17 protein-coding genes are annotated in these 25447 nt (G+C 36.0%); 16 read left to right on the top strand and 1 reads right to left on the bottom strand.

Translation table 11 applies throughout. The features are described 5' to 3' along the window. Positions 1-99: 99 nt before the first annotated feature. The 14 genes from secA (at position 100) to whiA (ending at position 18190) form a co-directional block, all read left to right on the top strand. The gene (gene secA, locus F5ESL0237_RS02395; RefSeq protein ID WP_122021471.1) at positions 100-2499 is read left to right on the top strand and encodes a preprotein translocase subunit SecA; all 2400 of its coding nucleotides are present in this window, start codon (positions 100-102) and stop codon (positions 2497-2499) included. 71 nt (positions 2500-2570) lie between these two features. Continuing rightward, positions 2571-3687, top strand: a protein-coding gene (gene prfB / locus F5ESL0237_RS02400; protein WP_199688759.1) for a peptide chain release factor 2 whose coding sequence is annotated in 2 segments (ribosomal slippage) — positions 2571-2642 and positions 2644-3687 — 1116 coding nt in all. Because the reading frame shifts where the segments join, the coding sequence is not laid out codon by codon here. Positions 3688-3707: 20 nt separating this feature from the next. Beyond that, positions 3708-3977: a hypothetical protein gene (locus F5ESL0237_RS02405; RefSeq protein WP_122024531.1), complete on the top strand. Its 270-nt coding sequence runs from the start codon at positions 3708-3710 to the stop codon at positions 3975-3977. A gap of 17 nt (positions 3978-3994) precedes the next feature. After that, a complete protein-coding gene (hprK, locus tag F5ESL0237_RS02410; protein WP_122024532.1) occupies positions 3995-4936 on the top strand; it encodes an HPr(Ser) kinase/phosphatase in 942 nt (313 codons plus the stop codon). Positions 4937-4959: 23 nt separating this feature from the next. Next, positions 4960-5796, top strand: a complete 837-nt coding sequence (lgt, locus tag F5ESL0237_RS02415; RefSeq protein ID WP_122024533.1) for a prolipoprotein diacylglyceryl transferase — start codon at positions 4960-4962, stop codon at positions 5794-5796. Between the two features lie 37 nt (positions 5797-5833). After that, positions 5834-6853 carry an NAD(P)H-dependent glycerol-3-phosphate dehydrogenase gene (locus F5ESL0237_RS02420; protein WP_122024534.1) on the top strand — a complete coding sequence of 340 codons (1020 nt, stop codon included), beginning with the start codon at positions 5834-5836 and terminating at the stop codon, positions 6851-6853. A 53-nt stretch (positions 6854-6906) separates the two neighbouring features. Continuing rightward, a complete protein-coding gene (trxB, locus tag F5ESL0237_RS02425) occupies positions 6907-7833 on the top strand; it encodes a thioredoxin-disulfide reductase (RefSeq protein WP_122024535.1) in 927 nt (308 codons plus the stop codon). A gap of 113 nt (positions 7834-7946) precedes the next feature. Then, positions 7947-9671: a phospho-sugar mutase gene (locus tag F5ESL0237_RS02430; protein ID WP_122024536.1), complete on the top strand. Its 1725-nt coding sequence runs from the start codon at positions 7947-7949 to the stop codon at positions 9669-9671. A gap of 98 nt (positions 9672-9769) precedes the next feature. Then, the gene (gene uvrB / locus F5ESL0237_RS02435; protein WP_122024537.1) at positions 9770-11809 is read left to right on the top strand and encodes an excinuclease ABC subunit UvrB; all 2040 of its coding nucleotides are present in this window, start codon (positions 9770-9772) and stop codon (positions 11807-11809) included. After that, complete coding sequence (gene uvrA / locus F5ESL0237_RS02440) at positions 11799-14651, top strand: excinuclease ABC subunit UvrA (RefSeq protein WP_122024538.1); 2853 nt, start codon at positions 11799-11801, stop codon at positions 14649-14651. The genes uvrB and uvrA overlap by 11 nt, the downstream gene beginning before the upstream one ends. 47 nt (positions 14652-14698) lie before the next feature. Further along, the gene (locus F5ESL0237_RS02445) at positions 14699-15241 is read left to right on the top strand and encodes an HdeD family acid-resistance protein (protein WP_122021480.1); all 543 of its coding nucleotides are present in this window, start codon (positions 14699-14701) and stop codon (positions 15239-15241) included. Between the two features lie 95 nt (positions 15242-15336). Next, complete coding sequence (gene rapZ, locus F5ESL0237_RS02450) at positions 15337-16215, top strand: RNase adapter RapZ (protein WP_122021481.1); 879 nt, start codon at positions 15337-15339, stop codon at positions 16213-16215. A gap of 3 nt (positions 16216-16218) precedes the next feature. After that, entirely contained in the window at positions 16219-17247 is a 1029-nt protein-coding gene (gene yvcK, locus F5ESL0237_RS02455; RefSeq protein ID WP_122021482.1) for a gluconeogenesis factor YvcK family protein, read from the top strand. Between the two features lie 7 nt (positions 17248-17254). Further along, on the top strand, positions 17255-18190 hold the full coding sequence (gene whiA, locus F5ESL0237_RS02460) for a DNA-binding protein WhiA (protein WP_122021483.1): 936 nt from the start codon (positions 17255-17257) through the stop codon (positions 18188-18190). 43 nt (positions 18191-18233) lie between these two features. Here the strand turns inward: whiA and clpP are convergent, their stop codons facing one another. Next, on the bottom strand, positions 18234-18821 hold the full coding sequence (gene clpP / locus F5ESL0237_RS02465) for an ATP-dependent Clp endopeptidase proteolytic subunit ClpP (protein ID WP_122021484.1): 588 nt from the start codon (positions 18819-18821) through the stop codon (positions 18234-18236). Between the two features lie 170 nt (positions 18822-18991). Here clpP and F5ESL0237_RS02470 point away from each other — a divergent pair, with 170 nt between their 5' ends. Both F5ESL0237_RS02470 and F5ESL0237_RS02475 read left to right on the top strand, forming a co-directional pair. Next, positions 18992-20728, top strand: a complete 1737-nt coding sequence (locus F5ESL0237_RS02470) for an SH3-like domain-containing protein (RefSeq protein WP_233551855.1) — start codon at positions 18992-18994, stop codon at positions 20726-20728. Between the two features lie 704 nt (positions 20729-21432). After that, the gene (locus F5ESL0237_RS02475; RefSeq protein ID WP_122024539.1) at positions 21433-25341 is read left to right on the top strand and encodes a DUF1542 domain-containing protein; all 3909 of its coding nucleotides are present in this window, start codon (positions 21433-21435) and stop codon (positions 25339-25341) included. Positions 25342-25447 lie beyond the last annotated feature (106 nt).

Raw genomic sequence — 25447 nt, forward strand, 5'->3', positions numbered from 1 at the left:
TTAATGTGAGGTTTTTATTTGGTTAATTTTTCATTTAGCGCTAATCATGTTAAAATTAGCATGTGTTTTTATACTTAAGTACATATAAGGATCGATTAAATGGTAAACGTTTTAAAGAAACTATACAATAACGATAAAAGAGAACTAAAAAGATTTGAAAAAATAGCAAATCAAGTTGAAAGTTATGCTGACAAATATGATCAACTTACTGATGATCAACTAAAAGCAAAAACTCCAGAATTTCGTGAACGGCTAGCTAAAGGTGAAAGCTTAGATGATCTTTTACCCGAAGCTTTTGCAGTAGCGCGTGAAGGAGCCAAAAGGGTACTGGGACTATTCCCATTTCATGTCCAAATTTTGGGTGGAATTGCATTACACTTTGGTAATATTGCGGAAATGATGACCGGTGAAGGTAAGACTTTAACTGCCACAATGCCTGTATATTTGAATGCTTTAACAAGTAAAGGTGTTCATGTTGTCACAGTTAATGAATATCTTTCGAGCCGTGATCAAGAAGAAATGGGTCAGCTTTATAAGTGGTTAGGTTTGACTGTTGGCTTGAATCTTAATTCAATGTCACCTGACGAAAAAAGAGAAGCATATAACTGTGATGTTACTTATTCAACTAATGCTGAATTAGGCTTTGACTATTTGCGGGATAACATGGTTGTCTATAAGGAACAAATGGTGCAGCGAGAACTTAACTATGCCATTATTGATGAGGTCGATTCCATCCTAATTGATGAGGCAAGGACGCCACTAATTATTTCAGGTGAAGCAGAACAGGCTAATGGTGATTATATTCGGGCTGATCGTTTTGTTAAGACTTTGAAAGAAGATACTAGTGGCGATGATGCGGATGACGATGAAGATCATGGCGATTACAAGATTGATTGGCCTACTAAGACGATTTCTTTAACTAGAACTGGTATTCAGAAGGCTTGTGATCACTTTGGCTTGAAGAACTTGTATGATGTAGAAAATCAAAAATTAGTTCACCATTTGGACCAAGCTTTACGCGCTAATTACATCATGCTTAAAGATATTGATTATGTTGTTCAAGATGGGGAAGTTTTAATTGTTGATTCTTTCACTGGTCGGGTTATGAGTGGCCGGCGCTATTCTGATGGTCTGCACCAAGCAATTGAAGCAAAAGAAAACGTTAAAATTCAAGAAGAATCAAAGACGCAGGCGACAATTACTTACCAGAACTTCTTTAGAATGTATAAGAAACTATCTGGTATGACTGGTACCGCTAAAACAGAGGAAGAAGAATTTCGTGAAATATACAATATGCAGGCGATTACGATTCCAACTAACCGACCTAAAATTCGTCAAGACAAGTCTGATATCCTATACCCAACTTTAACTTCAAAACTAGCTGCAGTAGTGGAAGAAATTAAAGAACGTCATGCAAAAGGTCAACCCGTGTTAGTTGGTACAGTTGCTGTTGAAAGTTCAGAGCGGTTGAGTCAGCTACTAAAAGAAGCAGGTATTCCACATGCTGTTTTGAATGCTAAGAATCATGCTAAAGAAGCCCAAATTATCATGAATGCAGGTCAACGCGGTGCTGTAACTATTGCTACTAATATGGCTGGTCGTGGGACTGACATTAAACTTGGACCTGGAGTAAAAGAGCTCGGTGGACTAGCAGTGATTGGTACTGAGCGGCATGAATCACGGCGAATCGATAATCAACTTCGTGGGCGTGCTGGTCGGCAAGGGGATCCAGGTGTTACCCGTTTTTACCTTTCACTTGAAGATGATTTAATGAAACGCTTTGGTGGTGATCGGGTTAAGGACTTTTTGGATCGACTATCTGACAATGATGATGAAAAAGTGATTGAAAGTCGTTTAATCACGCGCCAAGTTGAATCTGCTCAAAAACGAGTAGAAGGTAATAACTATGATACCCGTAAACAAACATTACAGTATGATGATGTTATGCGAATTCAACGTGAAATTATTTATGGTGAAAGAATGCGAGTTATTGATGAAGATAATTCACTTAACTTTGTTTTAATACCGATGATTAAGCGTACAATTGATAGTCAAGTTGATATGTTTACTCAAGGAGATCGTAGTAAATGGCGGCTTGATTCATTGCGGGACTTCATTAGTTCAAGTTTGTTAAGAGAAGATGAAGTAGATAAAATCAACTTCAAGACGATTACAGTTCCTGAATTAAAGCAAAAATTATATGATGCTGTAGAAGCTAATTATAATGAAAAGTCGCAAGCATTGGCTGACCCATCTGAGATGCTCGAATTTGAAAAAGTTGTTATTTTGCGAGTGGTTGATGACCGCTGGACAGATCATATTGATGCAATGGATCAATTGCGGCAGTCGATTAGCTTGCGTGGTTATGGTCAACTTAATCCACTTGTTGAATATCAAGATTCTGGTTACAGTATGTTTGAAGAAATGATTTCAAATATTGAATTTGATGTAACTCGCTTATTTATGAAGGCTGAAATCAGACAAAATCTTAGTCGGTAAAAGTTAAGATTGAAGAGAAAGTTACAGCTTTCTCTTTTTTACTATAAATTTATGATGGAGAAACACTTATGATGGAAATTAGTGAAATTCAAAGTGAGTTGGCTAACTTGCAAAAGCGGTTAAACCACTTTAGGGGGTCTCTTTGACCTTGATGCAATTGCTGAAAGTATTGCGATTAATGAGAGTAAAATGCAAGAGCCCTCATTTTGGGATAAGCAAGAGCGCGCCCAAAAATTAATTGCCGAAACAAACTTATTAAAGGAAAAGCGTGATTCTTTTTTAAGTTTGCAGGAAAATTATCAAAATGAATTGACCGCCATTGAATTATTAAATGAAGAGCCAGATCAAGATTTACAAATAGAAGTTGAAGCTGATTTAGAAAAGCTGCAAAGTGCATTCCATAACTATGAGATGGATTTGCTTTTGGCAGGTAAATATGACAGCCATAATGCCCTGTTAGAAATTCATCCTGGTGCAGGCGGTACAGAGGCAATGGATTGGGGACAGATGCTATTGCGAATGTATCAGCGTTATTGTGAAATGAATGGTTTTAACTTTGAAATTAATAATTATGAAGCAGGTGAAGAAGCTGGGCTTAAGAGTGTTAACGTAAGAATTAGCGGTAAAAATGCTTATGGGTTATTGAAATCAGAAAATGGAGTTCATCGCTTAGTAAGAATTTCACCGTTTGACTCGGCTAAAAGAAGACATACTTCTTTTGCTGCGGTTGAAATTATTCCCGAAATTGATGATAGTATTAAAATTGATATTAATCCCAAAGATTTACGAATTGATGTTTATCGTTCAAGTGGCGCAGGCGGCCAGCATATTAATAAGACATCGAGTGCAGTGCGAATTACTCATTTGCCAACAGGTTTTGTTACCACTTCGCAAGCACAGCGTTCGCAATTACAAAATCGCGAAACTGCAATGAATGAGTTACGCGCAAAGCTTTTTCATTTAGAAGAAGAAAAAAAACGCCAGCATAAACAAGAGCTTAAAGGTGAGCAAATGGAGAATGGCTGGGGTTCGCAAATTAGGTCCTATGTCTTTCATCCTTATAATTTAGTTAAAGATTTGCGCACAGGTTATGAAACTGCTGATACTAGCGGTGTAATGGATGGAAAATTGCAGCCATTTGTTTATGCATATTTACAATGGCAGCTTAGTCAAGAGAATCCGGAATAGGTTAAATAATAGGTGTAAAAATGAGTTTTTTGGGAATTGTCAGTATTTTATTGTTAGTGTTAATTGCCTTATTCATTATTTTTGCTATGTTTCATATTATCTTTATGCTTTTACCGGCAATTATAGTTATTGCTTTAATTATTTGGCTAATCAATTATTTCACTAAAGACAAAGATGATAGCTCTGCTAATCAGAAAAAAACTTGGAGTACGGGTTGGTCTAACGAAAATACCCCCAAACATAAGCGTAAAAAAGTGCGTGACGCCGAAACTAAGGATGTTGATAAGTAAAGTCTAGAGGTATAAGAATGGGAAATGCCATTAAATTAAAAAATCTAATTCGTGATAATCGGATAGTGCACGTTGTTCAGGGAGCGCAATATATTAGTGAGAAAGAAATTGTTGTTTCTGATATATATCGACCAGGCTTAGAATTAACTGGCTATTTTGATTTTTATCCGCAACAAAGAATTCAACTTTTAGGTCGTACAGAAATTTCTTATGCTGCTCGACTAGATCATGAAAGTCTAGTGCGGGTTTTTACCAAACTGTGTACACCAGAAACACCATGTTTTTTTGTTTCACGTTCGTTGCCAGTGCCACATGAATTAAAAGAAGCTGCTGATAAGGCGCAAATCCCGATTCTTTCTTCGCCAGAATCAACTACTTATGTAGCTAGTATTTTGACGGAGTATCTACGAGAGCGCCTTGCTGTTCGCGATACAATTCACGGAGTGTTTATTGAGGTCAAGGGATTAGGTATTTTGTTAACCGGTGATTCTGGTGTAGGGAAATCAGAAACGGCTTTAGGACTTATTAGGCGCGGACACCGGTTAATTGCTGACGATCGTGTTGATGTCTATCAAAAAGATGTTGAAACTGTGATGGGTGAACCACCGCAAATTTTAAGGCATTTGATGGAAATTCGCGGCATCGGTATTATTAATGTAATGGATTTATTTGGCGTAGGAGCTGTCAAAAATCGGGCTAATATTCAATTAGTAATTAAATTAGTTAATTGGGATAATAAGGCTAACTATGACCGTCTTGGCTTTGAAGAGAGTAAACGTGATATTTGTAATGTAGAAGTACCGCAAATTACAATTCCAGTTAAAGTCGGTCGCAATATGGAAGATATTATTGAAGTGGCAGCAATGAATTTTAGAGCTAAAAAAATGGGTTACAACGCAACTTCTGCTTTTGATGATAATTTAACTACTTTAATTGCCCAGAATTCACGAGAAAATTAAATAATTAAATAAAGGAAAATAAAATGACTTTAACAATTAATCCAGTTGCGTTTAACTTGGGTGATATTAGTGTTAAATGGTATGGCGTCATTATGGCAACTGCAATTATTTTAGCAGTAGTAATGGCAATTATTGAAGGCCAAAAAAGACATATTATAAGCGATGATTTTGTAGATTTACTTTTATGGGCAGTACCGATTGGCTATCTAGGTGCGAGGATATATTACGTTGCATTTGAATGGGACTATTATGCGCAACATCCAGATCAAATTATTGCAATTTGGAATGGGGGTATTGCTATATATGGTGGATTGATAGCCGGATTAATTGTTTTATTGGTATTTTGTTATAAGAAATTATTGCCACCGTTTTTGATGCTAGATATAATCGTTCCTGGAGTAATGGCAGCCCAAATTTTAGGCCGTTGGGGGAACTTTTTTAATCAAGAAGCCCATGGCGCAGCGACTTCACTCCAGTTTTTGCAGAGTTTACATTTACCACTATTTATCATTAATCAAATGAAAATAGCTGGCACTTATTATCAGCCGACGTTTTTATATGAATCTGTACTAAATCTTATTGGCTTAATTTTAATTTTACTTTTGCGCCATCGCAGACATATTTTCAAGCAGGGGGAAGTTTTTATGCTATATTTGGCTTGGTATGCTGTGGTAAGATTTTTTGTTGAAGGTTTGCGCACAGATAGTTTATATATTGCAAATACAATCAGGGTATCGCAACTGCTAAGTCTAGTTTTGTTTATCGTGGTTTTCTTGTTATTTATCTATCGTCGAGTAGTGGTTAAACCTAAGTGGTACTTAGATGGTAGTGAATTAAAATACCCGTATACAAGGGATTAAATATTGAGATAGTTATTAAAGAAAGTTTGGAAGTTAAATGACAAAAATTGCAGTTTTAGGAGCAGGTTCATGGGGAACGGTTTTAGGATCTTTACTTGCTGATAAAGGTAATGAGGTTATACTTTATGGTAATAATGCTCAAGTTAATCAAGAAATTAACACTGAGCATACTAATACACATTACATGAAGGATTGGCAAGTGAATGAAACGGTTTGGGCAACAGCTAATTTAAATCAGGCTTTAAATAATGCCGCAATTATCTTATTTGTTTTACCTACACAAGCAATTCGCAGTGTTGCAAAAGAAGTTAAGCTTGTTTTAAACCAAAGTAATCTTCAGCCATTGATAGTTACTGCTACTAAAGGAATTGAACCCGGTTCTAAAAAATTAATTTCAGAAATTTTAACAGAAGAAATATATCCGGAAAATCCAGAGAAAATAGTTGCTATTTCTGGGCCGAGCCATGCTGAAAGTGTAGCGCAAAAAGATCTTACTGCCATTACATGTGCTTCAATCAGTAAGGAAAATGCACAAAGAGTGCAAACTATTTTTACTAATGACTATTTACGCTTGTATACCAATAGTGATTTAATTGGTGTTGAAGTGGCTGGTGCGGTTAAAAATGTGATTGCAATTGCTGCAGGCATTTTAGCTGGTAAAGGTTATGGTGATAATGCAAAAGCAGCACTAATGACGCGAGGATTAGCTGAGATTACGCGTTTAGGTGTAAACTGCTACCAAGCACAGCCAATGACTTTTAGTGGTTTAGCGGGAATTGGCGATTTAATCGTAACTTGTACATCAGTCAATTCTCGTAACTGGCGTTGTGGCAAGCAATTGGGTGAAGGGAAGAGTTTTGCTTATATTGTTGAAAATATGGGTCAGGTGATAGAAGGCGCAACAACTGTTAAGGCAATTCATGAAATATGTCAGGAAAAAGCAATTGACATGCCAATTAGTGAAGCTGTTTATCGTGTTTTATATGAAAAAAGTAGTGTTGCTACTGAAATTACTAAAATGATGGATAGAAAGCCAAAACAGGAAATTAGACTTTAGAGTTATTTAGGAGTAGTATTTACTTACTAAAAGAAAGTGGCTAAGGTGAAAAAATGACTCAAAATTATGATGTAATTATTATAGGGGCTGGGCCAGGTGGCTTAACCGCAGCTTTATATGCCTCGCGAGCTAATTTGTCAGTTTTGCTTCTTGATCGCGGGCTTTATGGCGGTCAAATGAATAACACTGATGCAATTGATAATTATCCTGGATTTAGCGAAATTAAAGGTTCGGAATTAGGCGAAAAAATGTATAATTCCATTATGAAATTTGGTGCAAAATTTGAATATGGTGATGTACAACAGGTTAGTCTTGAAGGTAACTACAAAGTTGTAACAACTGATACCGGTGAATATCGTGCACCTGCTTTAATTATTGCAACTGGGGCAGATCACCGGCACTTGAATATTCCTGGTGAAGATGAATACGCTGGTAAAGGTGTTTCCTACTGTGCTGTTTGTGATGCTGCTTTTTTTAAAAACGAGGATATTGCTGTAATTGGTGGTGGCGATTCGGCTATTGAAGAGGGCATTTACTTAGCTCAAAATGCTAAGTCGGTTACAGTTATCCATCGCCGCGATCAATTACGGGCACAGCCAACTTTACAAAAAAGGGCTTTTGCCAATGAAAAGATGAATTTCATTTGGAATGCAGAAACTGAATCAATAGATGGGGATGGCAATCGCGTTACTAGTGTTACATATAAAGATAAGGAAACGGGTATTACTAAGAAATTAACTACTCGTGGGGTCTTTATTTATGTTGGTGTGATTCCGCAAACTGCTCCTTTAAAAGACATCGGTATTGTTAACGAGCAGGGCTGGATTCCTACTGACGAACATATGAAAACTAAAGTGGCCGGTATCTTTGCTGTAGGAGATGTCCGGGCAAAAGATTTACGGCAAATTGCTAATGCTGTTGGTGACGGTAGCATTGCTGGACAAGAAGCTTATAATTATTTACAAGCTTTAAATGATTAAAAAACTTAAAAAAGAATTCAGCTTGTGGGTTGAATTCTTTTTTTTAGTTAATAAATGCTAGAATAGGGGTTATGAAAACGAATTTATTATAGAAAAAGAGGTTTAGTGCAGTAATGAGTGCAAAAGAAACTTTTAAAATATGGCAAAAAGCGCAAAATATGCCTGATTATTTGCAAGCACAATTAAATTTACTTGGTCAAAATGAACAGTGGATTGATGATGCCTTTGGTCAAGATATAAATTTTGGTACAGCTGGGATGCGCGGCAAACTTGAACCTGGAACTAATCGGATTAATTTATTTACAATTGGTCGAATCACTGAGGGACTAGCTCGTTTAATTGTTGAAAAAGGTTGTAAAGAAAAAAAAGCGGGGGTAGTGATTTCTTTTGATTCACGCTATCATTCGCGTGAGTTTGCTGAACATGCGGCTAGAATTTTAGGATTTCATGGTATTCAAGTTTATTTATTTGATGATATTCGGCCCACACCAGAATTATCTTACGCTGTTCGTCACTTAAAGGCCTTTGCAGGAATCAATATCACGGCTTCGCATAATGCCAAAGAGTATAATGGCTATAAAGTTTATGGGGCTGATGGCGCGCAGATGGGACCTGCTGACGCAAATCGAGTATTTACTTATGCCCAAAATGTAGAAGATATTTTTCAAGTTGAGGCAGCTAGTGTAGCCGAATTACGCTCTGCCGGCTTACTTAAATTAATTGGTGAAGATATTGACGAGCAATATTTAGCCAGATTACAAACGGTTTGTGTTAATTCAAATATGATTGCCAAAAATGCTAGCAGACTAACAATTATTTATACGCCGTTACACGGAACTGGTAAAATATTATATGACCGTGCGTTTAGGCAAGGGGGATTTACTAATGTAATACCAGTTCCGAGCCAATCGATTATTGACCCCGAATTTCCAACTACTAAGAAACCCAATCCCGAGTACCGGGATGTATTTGATGTAGGAATTAAATTAGCTAATGAAAAAAATGCGGATTTGATTATTGCAACTGATCCAGATGCTGATCGGATGGGGGCTTGTGTCAGAACAAAGACTGGTAATTTTGAGGTTTTAACCGGTAATCAGATAGCAACATTAATGATTTATTATTTGTTGACTAATTTAAAAGAAAGTCAGCGCCTTTCTAATGATTATGAGTTAATCACTTCAATAGTTTCAAGTAGCATGCCACTTAAAATTGCTCAAGATTTCGGGATAAGAACTAAGTCTGTTTTAACTGGCTTTAAGTTTATTGGTGAAGAAATTGATCGGCTGGCAAGAGAAAAGGATGGCAAATTTTTAATGGGCTTTGAAGAAAGCTATGGTTATTTATTTAAGCCATTTGCTCGTGATAAGGATGCGATGCAAGGGGCATTGATGTTTGCTGAAGTTGCTGCATATTATGCTAGTCGAGGAATGACCGTATTTGACGGCTTAAACGAAATATGGAAAAAATACGGCACTTCTTATGAAATTACTACTGCAATTGAGATGCCTGGAATTGATGGGCAAAGCCAAATGAACAAGTTAATGAGTCAATTGCGTAGTGAGCAACTAACACAAATTAATGGAAGTAAAGTTGTCAAAACGCAAGATTTTTTACAGCAAAAAGAAATAGTTAATAATGAAGTAAAATCACTAAGCGAACTACCACCAGCTAACGTATTAAAGTATTACTTAGCTGATGAAACTTGGCTTGCCCTGCGTCCTTCTGGAACTGAGCCAGTAATTAAAGCCTATGTTGGAGTTAACCAGTCAAGTATTGCAAAAGCTAAGTCTAAAGCTGAACAGTACCAAGTAACTTTAAAACAATTATTACAATAAGCAAATATTGTGCGAAAATATGTTCGAGAGCGTAAAATAATATCTGTCAATTGAGAGTTGGACTGTGAATGTCCAACTTTTTTAGAAGGAGCCTTTCTATGATTAAACGACAAGAAAAACGAAAATTTGAGCTTGTATCTAAGTTTAAGCCTGCGGGCGATCAAGAGCAGGCAATTACTAAACTAACAGCTGGCTTTAACAATGGATATAAAGAGCAGATTCTTGAAGGGGCCACCGGGACAGGTAAAACTTTTACGATGGCTAATATTATTGCTCAACTTAATAAACCAACTTTGGTTATTTCACATAATAAAACGTTAGTTGGCCAACTTTATGGTGAATTCAAGGAATTTTTTCCTAATAATGCAGTTGATTATTTTGTTTCATATTATGATTATTATCAGCCAGAGGCTTATGTGCCTCAATCCGACACATACATTGAAAAGGACTCCGCTATTAACGATGAAATCGATCAGTTACGTCATCAAGCAACTAGTGATTTAATGGAGCGCAATGACGTAATTGTGGTTGCCTCTGTTTCATGTATTTATGGTTTAGGCGATCCTAAGGAATATTCTGCTAGTGTAATTACGGTTCATGAGGGTGATGACTATGGGCGCAATACGCTTTTGCGAAATTTAGTCAATATTCAATATGACCGTAATGATATCGATTTTCAGCGGGGACGTTTTCGTGTCCGTGGGGATGTAGTGGAAATTTTTCCAGCTGGAAATTCTAATCATGCTTATCGAATTGAATTTTTTGGTGATGAAATTGACCGGATTGTGGAGATAGATTCCCTAACTGGTGAAGTAATAGGCGAAAGAGAAAGTATTTCACTTTTTCCTGCCACTCATTTCATGACTAATGAAGAACAATTGCGGCGTGCTATTAAGGCAATTTCGCAAGAAATGAAAGTTCAGGTAAAAGAATTTGAGGGACAAGGTAAACTATTAGAAGCGGAACGGATTAAACAGCGGACAACTTTCGATCTCGAAATGATGGGTGAAGTAGGCTACACTAACGGGATTGAAAATTATTCGCGGCATATGGAAGGGCGAAAAGAAGGTGAACCGCCCTATACACTGTTAGATTTCTTTCCAGATGATTTTTTAATTTTGATTGATGAGTCGCATGCTACAATGCCTGAAATTCGGGCCATGTATAATGGTGACCGTAACCGAAAAAAGACCCTGATTGATTATGGCTTTCGTTTACCCTCAGCCCTTGATAACCGGCCACTAAAAATAGCAGAATTTGAGCAGCATGTTAATCAAATTTTATATGTTTCAGCTACTCCAGGTGATTATGAGTTAGCGCGGACAGATCACAAGGTGGAGCAGATAATTCGGCCGACAGGGTTGCTTGATCCTAAAATTGATGTTCGACCAGTTGCAGGTCAAATTGATGATTTAGTTGGAGAAATCAATCAACGCATTGACCATAACGAACGTGTTTTTGTAACAACCTTAACCAAAAAAATGGCTGAAGATTTAACGGATTATTTAAAAGATATTGGAATTAAAGTGCAATATTTACATTCAGATGTTAAAACACTAGAACGGATGCAAATTTTGCATGATTTACGAGAAGGTAAGTATGATGTTTTAATTGGGATTAATTTGTTGCGTGAGGGAATTGATGTACCAGAAGTTTCCCTAGTGGCTATTCTAGATGCTGACAAAGAAGGCTTTTTGCGGGCTTATCGTCCCTTAGTTCAAACAATGGGGCGAGCTTCACGTAATGCAAATGGTGAAGTTATTTTGTATGCGGATACGATTACTGACTCAATGCGCCAAGCAATTGAGTCAACTAAGCGTAGACGTGACTTACAAATTAAATTTAACGAAGAACATCAACTTAAACCGCAGACAATTATTAAACCAATTAGAGCAGTTATTTCGGCAACTAAAGCAGTTGATGAAGAACAAAATGAAAGCTTTGCTGATTTAAATTTTGACGAATTGAATGCTAAACAAAAGAAAACAATGATTAAAGACTTGCGTCAGCAAATGCAGCAAGCTGCTAAAAAATTGGATTTTGAAGGAGCAGCCACTTTGCGTGATGCAATAATGGAATTGGAGAGTTCTACTAGAAAACCAAGTATCAAAAAAGGAAATAAAATAAATGGCAAATAATCAAATTGTTATTCGTGGTGCACGAGAACATAATTTAAAAAATATTAGCTTAACAATTCCTAAGGACAAATTAGTTGTAATAACTGGTTTATCTGGTTCAGGTAAAAGTTCATTAGCTTTTGATACCCTATATGCTGAGGGACGAAGACGTTATGTCCAATCACTTTCAAGTTATGCAAGACAGTTTTTAGGACAAATGGATAAGCCTGACGTTGATGCAATTGATGGCTTAAATCCCGCAATTTCGATTGATCAAAAAACCACATCGCATAATCCACGTTCAACTGTTGGTACAGTGACTGAGATTAATGATTATCTGCGATTATTATGGGCACGAGTTGGTCATCCAATTTGTCCCAATGATCAAACCCCAATTGAACGGCAATCAGCCGAACAAATGGTTGACCGTATTTTAGAATTACCTGATCGGAGTCGAATTCAATTGCTAGCCCCGGTTATTCGAGCTAAGCGCGGTGCCCACCAAGAGGTCTTTAAGCGTGTTCAACGTGCAGGTTATGTCCGTGTAATTGTTGATGGTGAGATGCATGAAATCGGTGATGATTTTACGCTTGATAAAAATAAAAGGCATACTATTGATATTGTAGTTGATCGCTTAGTTATTAAAGATGGTATTCGCTCGCGTTTATTTGACTCAGTAGAAGCAGCGTTGCGCTTGTCTGATGGATATATGAATGTGGACGTGATTAATAGTGAGATGCTCAACTTTTCAGAATACTACGCTTGTCCGAAATGTGGCTTTACAGTTGGCGAAATGGAACCACGACTTTTTTCGTTTAATGCTCCTTTTGGTGCTTGTCCAGATTGTGACGGTTTAGGCATAAAATTAGCGGTAGATGAAGAATTAGTTATTCCGGATCAAAGTAAAACCTTGGCAGCAGGGGCAATTGCACCATGGAAAAATTCTAAATACTACAGTGAAATGCTAACTCAAGCTTGCGCTGCCTTAAAGATACCGCTAGATAAGCCCTTTGGAAAATTAACCAAAAGACAAAAAGAAATAATTTTGCATGGTTCAACTAAAAAAATAAAATTTCATGTGACTGGTGATTTTGGTGTTAATGATACAACTGCTCCTTTTGAGGGCGTAATGGAGAATGTGGAAAAGCGTTATTTGCATCCTATGTCTAAATTTATGCGTGATGTGATGGCCAAGTATATGGCAGAATTAACTTGCTCAACCTGTCATGGCAAGCGGTTAAATTGCAAAGCTTTAGCTGTTAAAATAATGGGTAAAGATATTGCGGAAACATCAAATTTAGCGATTAGTAAAGCCATAGAATTTTTTAATCATATTCAGCTTAGTGAGCAAGAAGAAGTTATTGCTAAGCCAATTTTAAAAGAAGTGCGTGATCGCTTAACTTTCCTAGATAGCGTGGGCCTTGATTATCTGACTTTATCACGAACTGCTAATACTTTATCTGGTGGTGAAGCGCAACGTATAAGATTAGCTACCCAAATTGGGTCTAATTTATCAGGTGTAATGTATGTCTTAGATGAACCCTCGATTGGTCTGCATCAACGTGATAATGATCGCTTGATTGCTGCCCTAAAAAGAATGCGTGATTTGGGGAACTCCCTAATTGTGGTTGAACATGATGATGAAACTATGCGCCAGGCAGATTATTTAATTGATATGGGACCAGGTGCTGGTAGTTTTGGTGGTAAAATTATGGCTGCTGGCACACCAAAAGAAGTTGAAAAAAATACCAAATCACTAACCGGCCAATATCTAGCTGGTAAAAAATTTGTACCGGTTCCTTTAACAAGGCGTAAGGGTAATGGCAAAAAGATAACTATAACTGGAGCAGCGGAAAACAATCTTAAAAATATAAAGGTAGACTTCCCACTAGGTAAATTAATAGTAGTAACTGGGGTTTCCGGTTCAGGAAAGTCAACTTTGATTAATATGATTTTGAAAAGGGTATTAGCGCAAAAGTTAAATCGCAATCAAACTAAACCTGGTAAATATCAGAGCATTAGCGGGTATAAGAATATTGAGAAAGTTATTGATATTGATCAAAGTCCAATTGGGCGAACTCCAAGAAGTAACCCGGCAACTTATACTAGCGTTTTTGATGATATTCGCTCGCTTTTTGCGCAGACTAATGAAGCCAAGTTACGAGGCTACACTAAAGCAAGATTTTCATTTAATGTCAAAGGTGGACGTTGTGAAGCGTGTCATGGGGATGGAATTATTAAGATTGAAATGAACTTTTTACCGGACGTTTATGTACCGTGTGAAATTTGTCATGGCAATCGTTATAATTCAGAAACACTTGAGGTAACTTACCGTAATAAAAACATTGCACAGGTGTTAGGCATGACAATTGTTGATGCGTGTGACTTTTTTAAAAACATTCCGAAGATTGCGCGCAAGCTACAAACAATTGTTGATGTGGGCTTGGGTTATGTTAAATTAGGTCAGTCTGCTACTACATTATCTGGTGGTGAAGCTCAACGGATGAAGTTAGCGGCTGAACTACAAAAACTTTCAACTGGTAAAAACTTTTATATCTTAGATGAGCCAACCACTGGGTTACATACGGATGATATTAAGCGTTTACTTGAGGTGCTCCAAAGGTTAGTAGATCAAGGAAATACTGTTTTAATTATTGAACATAATTTAGATGTTATTAAAAGTGCAGATTGGTTGATTGATTTAGGACCTGAAGGAGGAGAAAGAGGTGGCACAATTATTGCAACTGGAACTCCAGAAAAACTTGTTCAAGTTAAAGAAAGCTATACCGGACAATACCTTAAACCAGTGCTGGAGCGTGACAAAATTTTAACAGAAAGCGCTAACAAAAAAGCAAACAAATAGTAATTATTTTTAATACAGTGTAGAATACTCTTCAAGGGGGAAAAGAGATGGATAATTTTTCTACTTATAGGGAAAAGCATGGCTTTAACTGGGCTGCTTTAATAGCTGGTGTACTAATGGTTGTTGCTGGGCTATTCTTGATACTTCATCCTGGCCGAGCTTTACATGCCTTTGTATTACTTTTTGCTATCTTGTCGATTGTTCAAGGTTTTGTTTGGTTAGCAGTTTATAGTCATTTACGTTATTTTATTTCCTTTAGTTGGCTAGCAATTGTTTCTGGAGTTATTGATATTATAATTGGTATTTTATTTCTCTATTCGTATGATGCCGCAGGACTGACTATTGCTTATTTATTTGCTTTTTGGTTTTTATTTGATTCCGTATCAGGTATTAGCTTTAGCTGGCATCTAAAAAGTACATTAGGTCCTTACTTTTGGATTAATATGATTTTGAGTGTTTTAAGCTTATTTATCGCCATTGGGATGATGTTTAACCCAGCATTATCGGCATTAACTCTAATTTGGCTAGTTTCATTCTGGTTATTAATTTTTGGAGTAAGTGAGATTGTAGCAGCATTTGGAAATCGTTAATTGTTATAGATGAAAAGTTCGTTTGAGAACTTTTTTTTTATAAAAAAATATGAAAACTGTGTGTGCTATAATTTAGATGATAGGAGACTTATGAAATGGCTGATGAAAAAAAGCAGTTACTGATTGTAACGGGAATGAGTGGTGCCGGTAAAACTGTAGCATCACATGCCTTAGAAGATATGGGGTATTTTGTTGTTGATAATTTACCACCGACGCTTTTACCTAGCTTTTGGGAACTGATTGTTAATTCAGATGATTTTACTAAAGTGGCAGTCGTTGTAGATTTACGCGTTAAAAATTTTTATAAAGATTTGCTCAATGAAGTAAATTCATTAGAAGATAATGGTAGTGTTCGTTCAATCATTGTTTTTTTGGAAGCGGCTGATGACACTTTAGTTGCCCGCTACAAGGAGACTAGGAGAATTCCACCATTAGGTAAAAGCGGACGTTTGCTTGATGGTATTTTAGAAGAACGTCAGATACTAACAGGTATTAAGAACCGTGCTAATTATATAATTGATACTTCAGATTTGTCTCCACAACAACTAAAGCAAAAATTGCTTAATGAGTTTAGTGATCAAGCAAAACAGCCATTTTCAGTTGAAGTAATGTCATTTGGCTTTAAATATGGTCTCCCCATCGATGCAGATATTGTAATGGATGTTCGTTTTTTGCCGAATCCTTTTTATTTGCCTGAACTTAGACCATTTACGGGTCTTGATAGACGAGTTTTTGATTATGTAATGAATAAAGAAGAAACGCAAGTTTTTTATCATAAACTGCTTAACCTAATTGAGTGTACCTTACCAAGTTACATTAAGGAAGGTAAGGCGAAGCTGACAATTGCTATTGGCTGTACTGGTGGTCAACACCGTAGTGTTGCAATTGCTAAGCAACTGGCTCATGATTTAGCCAATAATTATACAGTTGATCTTACCCATCGTGAAATTAGTCGTTATATTAGAAAAAGGTAAAGTATGAAGTATGAAGATGCAAAAGTAGTTCGGATAACTAAAAGTAGACGACCACAAGTTGTGGTGATTGGTGGTGGCACCGGCCTACCCGTGGTTTTAAATGCTTTAAAAGATCAAAATGCCGAAATTACCGCTATTGTTACCGTATCTGATGATGGCGGTTCATCAGGCTCAATTCGTAATTTTATTAATGTTGTTCCACCAGGTGATATTCGGAATGTTTTAGTTTCTTTGAGTGAAATATCGCAAGAAGAAAAGGATATTTTTCAATATCGCTTTGATTCATCTGATTCTTTCTTTTCTGGTCATGCAATTGGTAATTTAATTATTGCTGCTTTAAACGAAATGCATGGTAATATTTTTGATGCCGTTCAATCCCTTTCCAGAATGATGCGGGTTGATGGTCATGTTTTTCCAGCTTCTAATGAACCGTTAACTTTAAATGCAGAATTTATTGATGGCACAATTCAAGCTGGTGAAAAAGAAATTACTAATCAAGATAAGAGAATTAAACGAGTGTGGGTAACTAATACTAATTTGGCGGCCGAACCTGAGGCAGTGCCACCTGTACTTGATGCTATTATGCAGGCTGATGCAGTAGTATTAGGACCGGGTAGTTTATTCACTTCGATTTTACCTAATTTAATGATCCCTAACTTGGGCGAAGCAGTGCGTCAAACTGAAGCTGAAGTTATTTATATATGCAATATTATGACTCAGCTAGGTGAAACAGACCATTTTTCTGATTGCGAGCATGTTTCAGTAATTAATAAGCACTTAGGAGGGCATTATATTAACACTACCTTGGTTAATGGGGCCAAAATTGATATGTCTAAATTTAATCCTAAAGATTATGATGCGTATATTGAACCAGTTAAAAACGATTTTGCTGGTTTACGTGCGCAAGGTAGCCGCGTAATTACTGATGATTTTATTGATCAACGTAGTGGGTTAGTTTTTCATGATGGACAAAAAGTAGCTAAGGAGATTATTAATTTGGCTTTTGCTGCAATGTCTCGTAGAAAGGAATAGTTAAATAATGGCAAGCTATGCAAGCAAGGTGAAGAAAGAATTAACTTCATTAACAATTCATCCAGAACATGCTAAGGCGGAGCTGGCTGCTTTTTTACGTATGAATGGTGTTTTGAATTTTCATGATCACCGGTATAGTCTTGATATTACTACTGAAAATCCAGCAATTGCCCGCCGAATTTTTTCCTTGATAAAAACGGCTTATAAAGTAGAACCACTTTTGATTGTTTCACGTAAAATGAAATTGAAAAAAAATAATCAATACTTAGTTCGTTTGCAAAATCATGTTCATGAAATTCTAACTAATCTAGAAATCTTAGCTGCTGATTTAGGGATAATTACGCGAGTTCCTCCCCGAATTACCTCTTCCCGTGAAGGTGCTATGTCTTATTTACGGGGGGCTTTTTTGGCTAGTGGTAGTGTGAATAATCCTGAAACTAGTAGATATCATTTAGAAATTTATTCAGCTTATGAGGATCATAATAATGACTTGTTGGAATTAATGAATCACTATTTTCATCTTAATGCTAAGACGACTAAACGGCGGCGTGGTTTTATTGTTTACTTAAAAGAAGCAGAGAAAATTGGCGATTTTTTGCATATCGTTGGGGCTTTTAACGCAATGTTATCGTTTGAAGATTTACGTATTATGCGGGATATGCGTAATTCAGTTAATCGGTTAGTTAATTGTGATACGGCTAACTTAAAAAAGACAGCTACTGCGGCGGCTAAGCAAGTCGAAGACATTGAATTAATTGAACGTAAAATTGGTTTAGAAAATATTCCAGAAAAATTACAGACGATTGCCCGGCTTAGGTTAGCTAATCCGGAATTGTCTTTAAAGGAGCTAGCCCAGCAAATACCAGATGGTCCAATTTCTAAATCAGGTGCCAATCACCGCTTAAAAAAATTGCATGATTTGGCGCAAAGTCTGCAAGATTAGTAATAAAAAAAGCTCCCAGTAAAAGGGGGCTTTTTTTATTTTACTAATCTTGTTTTTGATTAACCATAATTTCATCAATTAGGCCGTAATCTTTAGCTTCTTCAGCTGTTAGATAATTATCACGTTCAGTATCTTTTTGAATTTTCTCAAGTGGTTGCCCGGTAGTTTCATGCAAAATCTTGTTAATCTTCTCACGACTCTTCAAAATTTCATTGGCTGCAATTTGAATATCAGTTTGCTGTCCTTGAGCTCCACCTAAAGGTTGATGAATCAAGACTGTTGAATTTGGCAAAGCAAACCGCTTTCCCTTAGCTCCACTGGTTAAAAGGATGGAGGCCATTGAAGCAGCCATACCAATTGCAATAGTGGAAACATCAGATTTAATGAAATTCATGGTGTCCATAATTGCCAAGCCGGAGGTGATTACACCACCAGGAGAATTAATATAAAGAGAAATGTCTTTAGTATTGTCTTGGGCGTCAAGAAACAATAATTGTGCGATTATTGTATTAGCCATGTCGTCATTAATTTCACCGCTAAGCATAATAATGCGGTCCTTTAATAAGCGTGAATAGATGTCATAAGCACGTTCACCACGTGCAGTTTGTTCGATAACTGTAGGTACTAGCATCTTTTCTACCTCCTAGTTTAAATTAAAAATATTAGCACTCTAAATAGTACAGTGCTAATTAAATCACTTACATTAAGTGCTGTCAATGAAAGTGTATCAAATTTGTATTCTCTGTAATGTTATTTTTATATTATAATATAAAGTGAATTTAAAATTTTGGAGGAACTATTTTGAAGCTTTTTAAAAAATTAGCTGCGATTACACTATTATTGTCAAATTTTGCTGTTTCAAGTCAATTAGCAACTGTTTCAGTTCTAGCGGCAGATGCAAGTGATTCGCAAGCACAAAGGCAAGATCAAGAGCAAGATGATGCTAGTAAGTCAGTTGATGATACTAAATCTGATAGTGATGATTCAAACAGTCGAGACAGGGATAAGACTGATAGCTCTGACAAGGATAAGACTGATGATAATCAGTCAGCAGTCCAAAGAAAAACTAAACCTAAGCAAACTATTACAGGTTTTTCAATGATGACTAAAGTTGCCGGTACTAAGAATTATGCGGTATGGCAAGATGTAGTTGATGGTAAAGTTAGCAAAAAAATCGCTGATGGAATTAACTATCGTTATAGCCATATTCAATCAGATCAATTAATTGAAACTAAGAAAAATCGCTACTGGCGTATATATGTAAACGGTCGTGAAGTAGGCTATGTTAATGAAAAATTCTTTGCCCGTAATCAAATTGCCGTACCCAAGACTGTAAGTCTGGTACGTAATGAGTATTATAGCTTTTTCCCTAAAGATGCAATCTCATACGTAACTAACGGCATGGGTACAGTAATCGATAATGAACAAGTTCAGGTTTCAAGAGATAGTATTGATTGCGCTACTCCTAAAACTTATAAAGTTAAATATACTTACGGTGATACTTCTGCGACCGTAAAAGTTACCGTCAGAAAGAGTACTACAGAAGGTATTGCTGACGCTGAAGTAGTCAATTCTTTTCCGGCCCAGGAAGGGACTAATGACTATAAAACTTGGAAAACACATTATGGTTCTTCTGTTAACTACATCAGCCCTAATGAATATAGCCCCGAAAATGATTCGCGCGAATTAACTAGTGGCGACTTAACACTTAGAACGCGCTTTTATCAACCTGTTTTGTTAAGTGTTAAAGATCCAAGTGATGATAATATTAACCGTGTAGGGCATATTCCAGAAGGATTAACTGTTTCACAAGGTTGGGCTTATACTAGTCTTTTAAGTCATACAAACTTAAATAATGGCCATATTGTTGGTTATGACTTAAATAATTTAAAGAGTCCTTATAATGCGCAACACTTACTTGATATGTCCCAAAAAGCTTTTAACAATTATGTCAAACATATTAAGGTTAGTCCATATATTCCAATTGGGCATGGTCAAGCCATGGGGGCTAGTGATAAATATATTTATGTTTTAAATAATATAAATACGATTCGTGATGGACGACCTGATTCAGAAGAATTAATTCAAATACGTAAAAGTGACTTACAAATCAATAAAATTTGGACAATTAAAACCTGGGTTGGTGATCAAACTAATCCGCGTTATTTCCAAAATGGAGTAATGATGTCTGATTATGAGATGTACACCGTTTACCGTGATACTAAAAATAATTGCTATGAATTTTGGCAATTAACACGCAGTGGTGATAATTGGTATCCTAAATTAGTGGGTAAGACTAGTGGTAGTTTTGTTAATAACAATGCCCCCTGCCAAGGCCTTACTTATGATCCTAAACACAAAAATTTCTATTTAGCTTTTAATGATTTAATTTTTAAACTCGGTCGTGATGGTACTTTAAAGCAAACTTACTCATTCGATACTGGACGCGAAATTGAGGGAATGTCAGTTAGTGGGAATAAATTATATGTTAATCTGGCTCAACGAGCAGAATTATTAGAAAGTATGGCTATTAAGTAAGTAGTCGAAACAAAAAAAGAGCTTTTTAGCTCTTTTTTTGTTGCTAAAATTTAAGCTTGCTAAAAATAAAAAATTATTAAAAGGTTAATCTATTTAATAATAAATGTTATTAAAACTTAAAAAAATCCAATAATTGACATAAATAATTAATTATTATATCAATTTATATTCTGAAAGCGTATACTGGAATCTTTGGTATATAAGCAAATTTAAGCGCTTGATTATTATTTAAAAATAACATTTGATATGTATATTTGTACCCTTTTATATTGCTAATTAAATTTGATTTTATATAAACTTCAACTACTTGGCTGATAGAGCTAACATAAACATAGTAATTTTATATTCAGTTTTTGATGTATAGATATAATTGCACAGTTGTCTGTATATTCATTAACTATTTATAACAAATTATCACCAATGAAAAGTGTTTGCTGTGAGCAACTGCTTTAACAGTAAAGTAAGCGCTAAGCATTAATTTGGTTACTTCTTTGTATGATAATTGGCTCTAATAATAGTGGCAGTTGAAAGGGATAGATTTTTAATTATACATGTGTATAAGATGACTAATCTAACATAAATAGTCACATTGGTAATGGTAAATTACACACGCAATGAAGATAACAGAATTTTTACAATTTAATTAATGCTTGCTACTTAAGTTACTGTTAATAACTTGCTTAGGTTTGTGAGGTTTAGAAATAATGAGTAAAAATAGTTTTTATAAAAAAATGATAATTTCTGTAGCTGGTGCTGCACTATTATCCGTTGGCGTTACTGAAAGCACTACTGCTACTAATAATGTTAGCGCTGCTACAGTAAAATCAGCTAAGAAAGTTGTTGCAAAAACCAAGGTTGTTGGTGCAACTTCTGCTGTTTACAAAAAAGCTGGTAAAAAAGTAGTTAAGACTAAGCAGACTATTAGTGCTGGTAAGAAAGTTAAGACTTATGGTAAAAAGACCATTGCTGGTGTGGCATATTACAGTATTGGTAAAGACCAATATGTTAAGGCTGCTAACCTTGATGGTAAAACCCGTCAGCTTGCTAAGAGTGTAGCTTTGTATGCTAGAAGCGGTAAAGTAATTAAAAATAGCAAGTTACGTAAAGGGCAAAGCGTTAAAGTTTATGGTACTGCTGTAACTATTAAGGGTAAAAAGTATTACTCAACTGGTAAGGGTTATGTTGCGGTAAAGGCTTTGGCTAAGAAAGTTGCCGAAGAAGTTCCAAACAACAAGACGAACATGCCAGCAACAGATACTAATAAACCAGCTGATAACAATAAACCAGCTGAAAATACTAATAACCCAAGCTCTAACAACACAAATACAAATAATTCTGGTTCAAGTTCGAATACTGGTACAGGCAATACTAATAATCCAGTTGATACCATGAAAGATGCTAAAGCAGTTGCAACTAAGGCCATTGATGATGCAGCAACAGCAACTAAGACCAGAATTGGTAAGAATGCTAGTTTAACTGATGCACAAAAAGCAGCAGCTAATAAAGCGGTTGATGCTGTAGCTAGTCAAGCTAAGGCTGCAATTAACAATGCCAAGACAATTGAAGAAATTGCTAAAGCTCAAAAAGATGGTGTTGCTAATGTTAATGCTAAAGATACAACTAAGCCAGGTGACTCCTTAGAAGATCAAAAATTAATGGCCGTTGGTGTCTTAGAAGATGCCGCAAATGAAGCTAGATTAAAAATTGTTTCATCCAATTTATCTGCAGCCGACAAGGCTAAGGCAATTGATGCAGTGAATAAGGTCCTAAGTGAAGGTAAGACTGCGATTGAACAAGGTAATACAGTTGAAGAAGTCTTACAAATGAAGGCGCAGACTGTAGCTAAAATCAAGCAACAAGTTCCAGCAGATACCTTGAAAGAAGCTAAAGCTGCAGCAGCTAGTGTTTTAGATGATGCCGCAAACGAAGCTAGAGTACAGATTACTTCTTCTAGTCTATCAAAAGATGATAAGGCTAAAGCAATTGATGCAGTGAACAAGGCCTTAAGTGAAGGTAAAGTTGCTGTTGAACAAGGTAATACAGTTGAAGAAGTCTTACAAATGAAGGCGCAGACTGTAGCTAAAATCAAGCAACAAGTTCCAGCAGATACCTTGAAAGAAGCTAAAGCTGCAGCAGCTAGTGTCTTAGAAGATGCCGCAAACGAAGCTAGAGTACAGATTACTTCTTCCAGTCTATCAAAAGATGATAAGGCTAAAGCAATTGATGCAGTGAACAAGGCCCTAAGTGAAGGTAAGGTTGCAGTTGAACAAGGTAATACAGTTGAAGAAGTATTACAAATTAAGACTAAGGCTGTAAATGAAATCAGAAAACAAGTTCCAGCAGATACCTTAAAAGAAGCTAAAGCTGCAGCAGCCAGTGTCTTAGAAGATGCCGCAAATGAAGCTAGATTAAAAATTGTTTCATCCATTTTATCTGATGCTGATAAGGCTAAAGCAATTAACGCGATAAACAAGGCTTTAAGTGAAGGTAAGGCTGCAATTGAACAAGGAAAAACAGATAAAGAAGTCTTACAATTAAAGGCTACGGCTGTAAATGAAATTAGAAAACAAGTTCCAAGTAGTACAGAAATTTCTTTGGAAGAAGCTAAGGCTACAGCAATTGAAACAATAGAGGATATTGCAAAAGCTGCTAAAGGTAACATTGGTAAAGATTTACCAGAAGATGTTTTAGCTGCTGAAAATAAAGTAATTGATGATGCTGAAAATAATGCTGTTGAAAAGATTAATAGTAGTAAATCATTAGCTGATATAACTGCAGCTATAGCTAGTGGGAAAGATGCTATTAACCTAGCCCTTCCAAAATATCAGGCAGAGTCAGAAATTATTGGTGCCGCAGCTAGAGCAAAAGCTTCAATTGGCAAAGATAATGTAGAAGGCGCAACTGCAATTGATAAGGTAGTTGAAACGATAAAGAGTAAAATTGCCGCAGCTAAATCAACTGATGAAATTTCTAAGGAAGTGGAATCCGGCAAGCAAGCTATTACTAATGCAGAAGAACTTGCTAAAATTAAACAAACAGCTAAGGTTGCAATTGATGATGCAGTAACTGCTACTAAAGAAAGAATTAGTAAGGATATTGCTTTAAATGATGCCCAAAAGGTGGAAGCCAAGAATGCAGTTGACACAGTAGCTACTCAGGCTAAAGATGCAATTAATAATGCTAAGACTGCAGAAGAAGTTGCTAAGGCTCAAAAAGAAGGTGTTGACAGTATTAATGCTAAAAGCACCAGTATTTCAGAAGATACGCTGAAAGTTTTAAAGAACGTTGCTAATGCCGCAATTGATAATGCTGCCGCAGCAGCTAATGCAGCTATAGACAAGTTAACTAATGAGAATGATAAAGCAATTCGTAAAGAATTAGTTGCAGATGCAGTAAAAGGTGCCAAGAAGGCTATCGACAGTGCTTCTAACGCTGCATTAATTGAAAGTTTAAAAAATACATGGACTGATACTATTCAAAACTTAGTTACTGTTTCAGATGCATTTAAAGAGCAAAGAACTTTAGCACATGATTTAATTAGTGATATCAAAGAATCAGTATTAAAAGTGGCTGACAAATTAGCTGATGATAAGAAGCAAGCAGCTAAAGATGCAATAAATAGTGCTTTTACAGCTGCGATAGCTGCGATTGATAAAGCTACAAAGCCTGCAGAAATTAAAAGTGCAAGAGAAAGTTTCTTTAGTGTAATTGATAAAGCTATTCCTGTAGCAGATTTGCAAACAGCAGCTATTGACGAAATTAAAGCTAAAGTTGACGAAGCTAATGGAAATATTGATAAAAGCCAAGCTAGTGATATTGATAAAACTGATCGTAAGAATTTAATTACAAAATTAGGCTCTAGTGCTGAAAAGGCAATTAAGGCATCTTCTAATGTTGCGTTGATTGAAAATGCTAAAAATACTTGGCTAAAGTCAATTGATAATTTGGGTGCCACTGATAAAGACGGTAATCTAGTAGTTCCAAATGAATTGCAAATTAAAAAAAATAATGTAGAAAACAATATTAAGGATATTATGTCTATAATTAAGGGTGTGGTTAATAAAACTATGGATCCAGCGGGTTCAATTTCCACGGGATTAGATAGTGCACAACAGATTGCTAATCTTGCAATTGATAAGGCAAGTAAATTGTCTGATATTGAAAATGCGCAAAGTATCTTCTATAAAGCAGTTAATGCTTTAATGGACATGTTTCATTTTAAGAAGGATGTAATTGATAAAGTTAAGAGTAACATATCAGATCTTGTAACTGGTTTAGCAAGTTCGATTGATGACCAAGATTATAAAGAAAAAATAACGAGTAATGCTACAAATATTAAAAATGATGCATTTAAAGAGCTCGAATCAGCTAATGATTTAGAGAAAATTATAACAGTAAAAAATCAGGCTATCTCACTTATTGAAATTGAGCAAAATAGAGCTGACGTAATTAAATCAATTAATGAGGATGTTAAAGCTAACACAACTGGAGATGCAGATAAAATCAAGCAAACAGCAGCTGACTATAAATCAAAAGTTATGAAAGCTCAATCTGTTTCTGAACTTAAAGCATTACAAGCGAGCGCTAAGAAAGAAATAAATCCTGAAAAATAAGATGCCAACCTTTTAAATGATTTTGCTATTATATATTTAGCTTATACATAGAAAGCGACAAGCTATTAAGGCTTATCGCTTTTTTTGTTACAAAGTTTACTAAATT

This window comes from Lactobacillus sp. ESL0237 (genome assembly GCF_003692985.1).
Lineage (GTDB): Bacteria > Bacillota > Bacilli > Lactobacillales > Lactobacillaceae > Lactobacillus > Lactobacillus bombicola.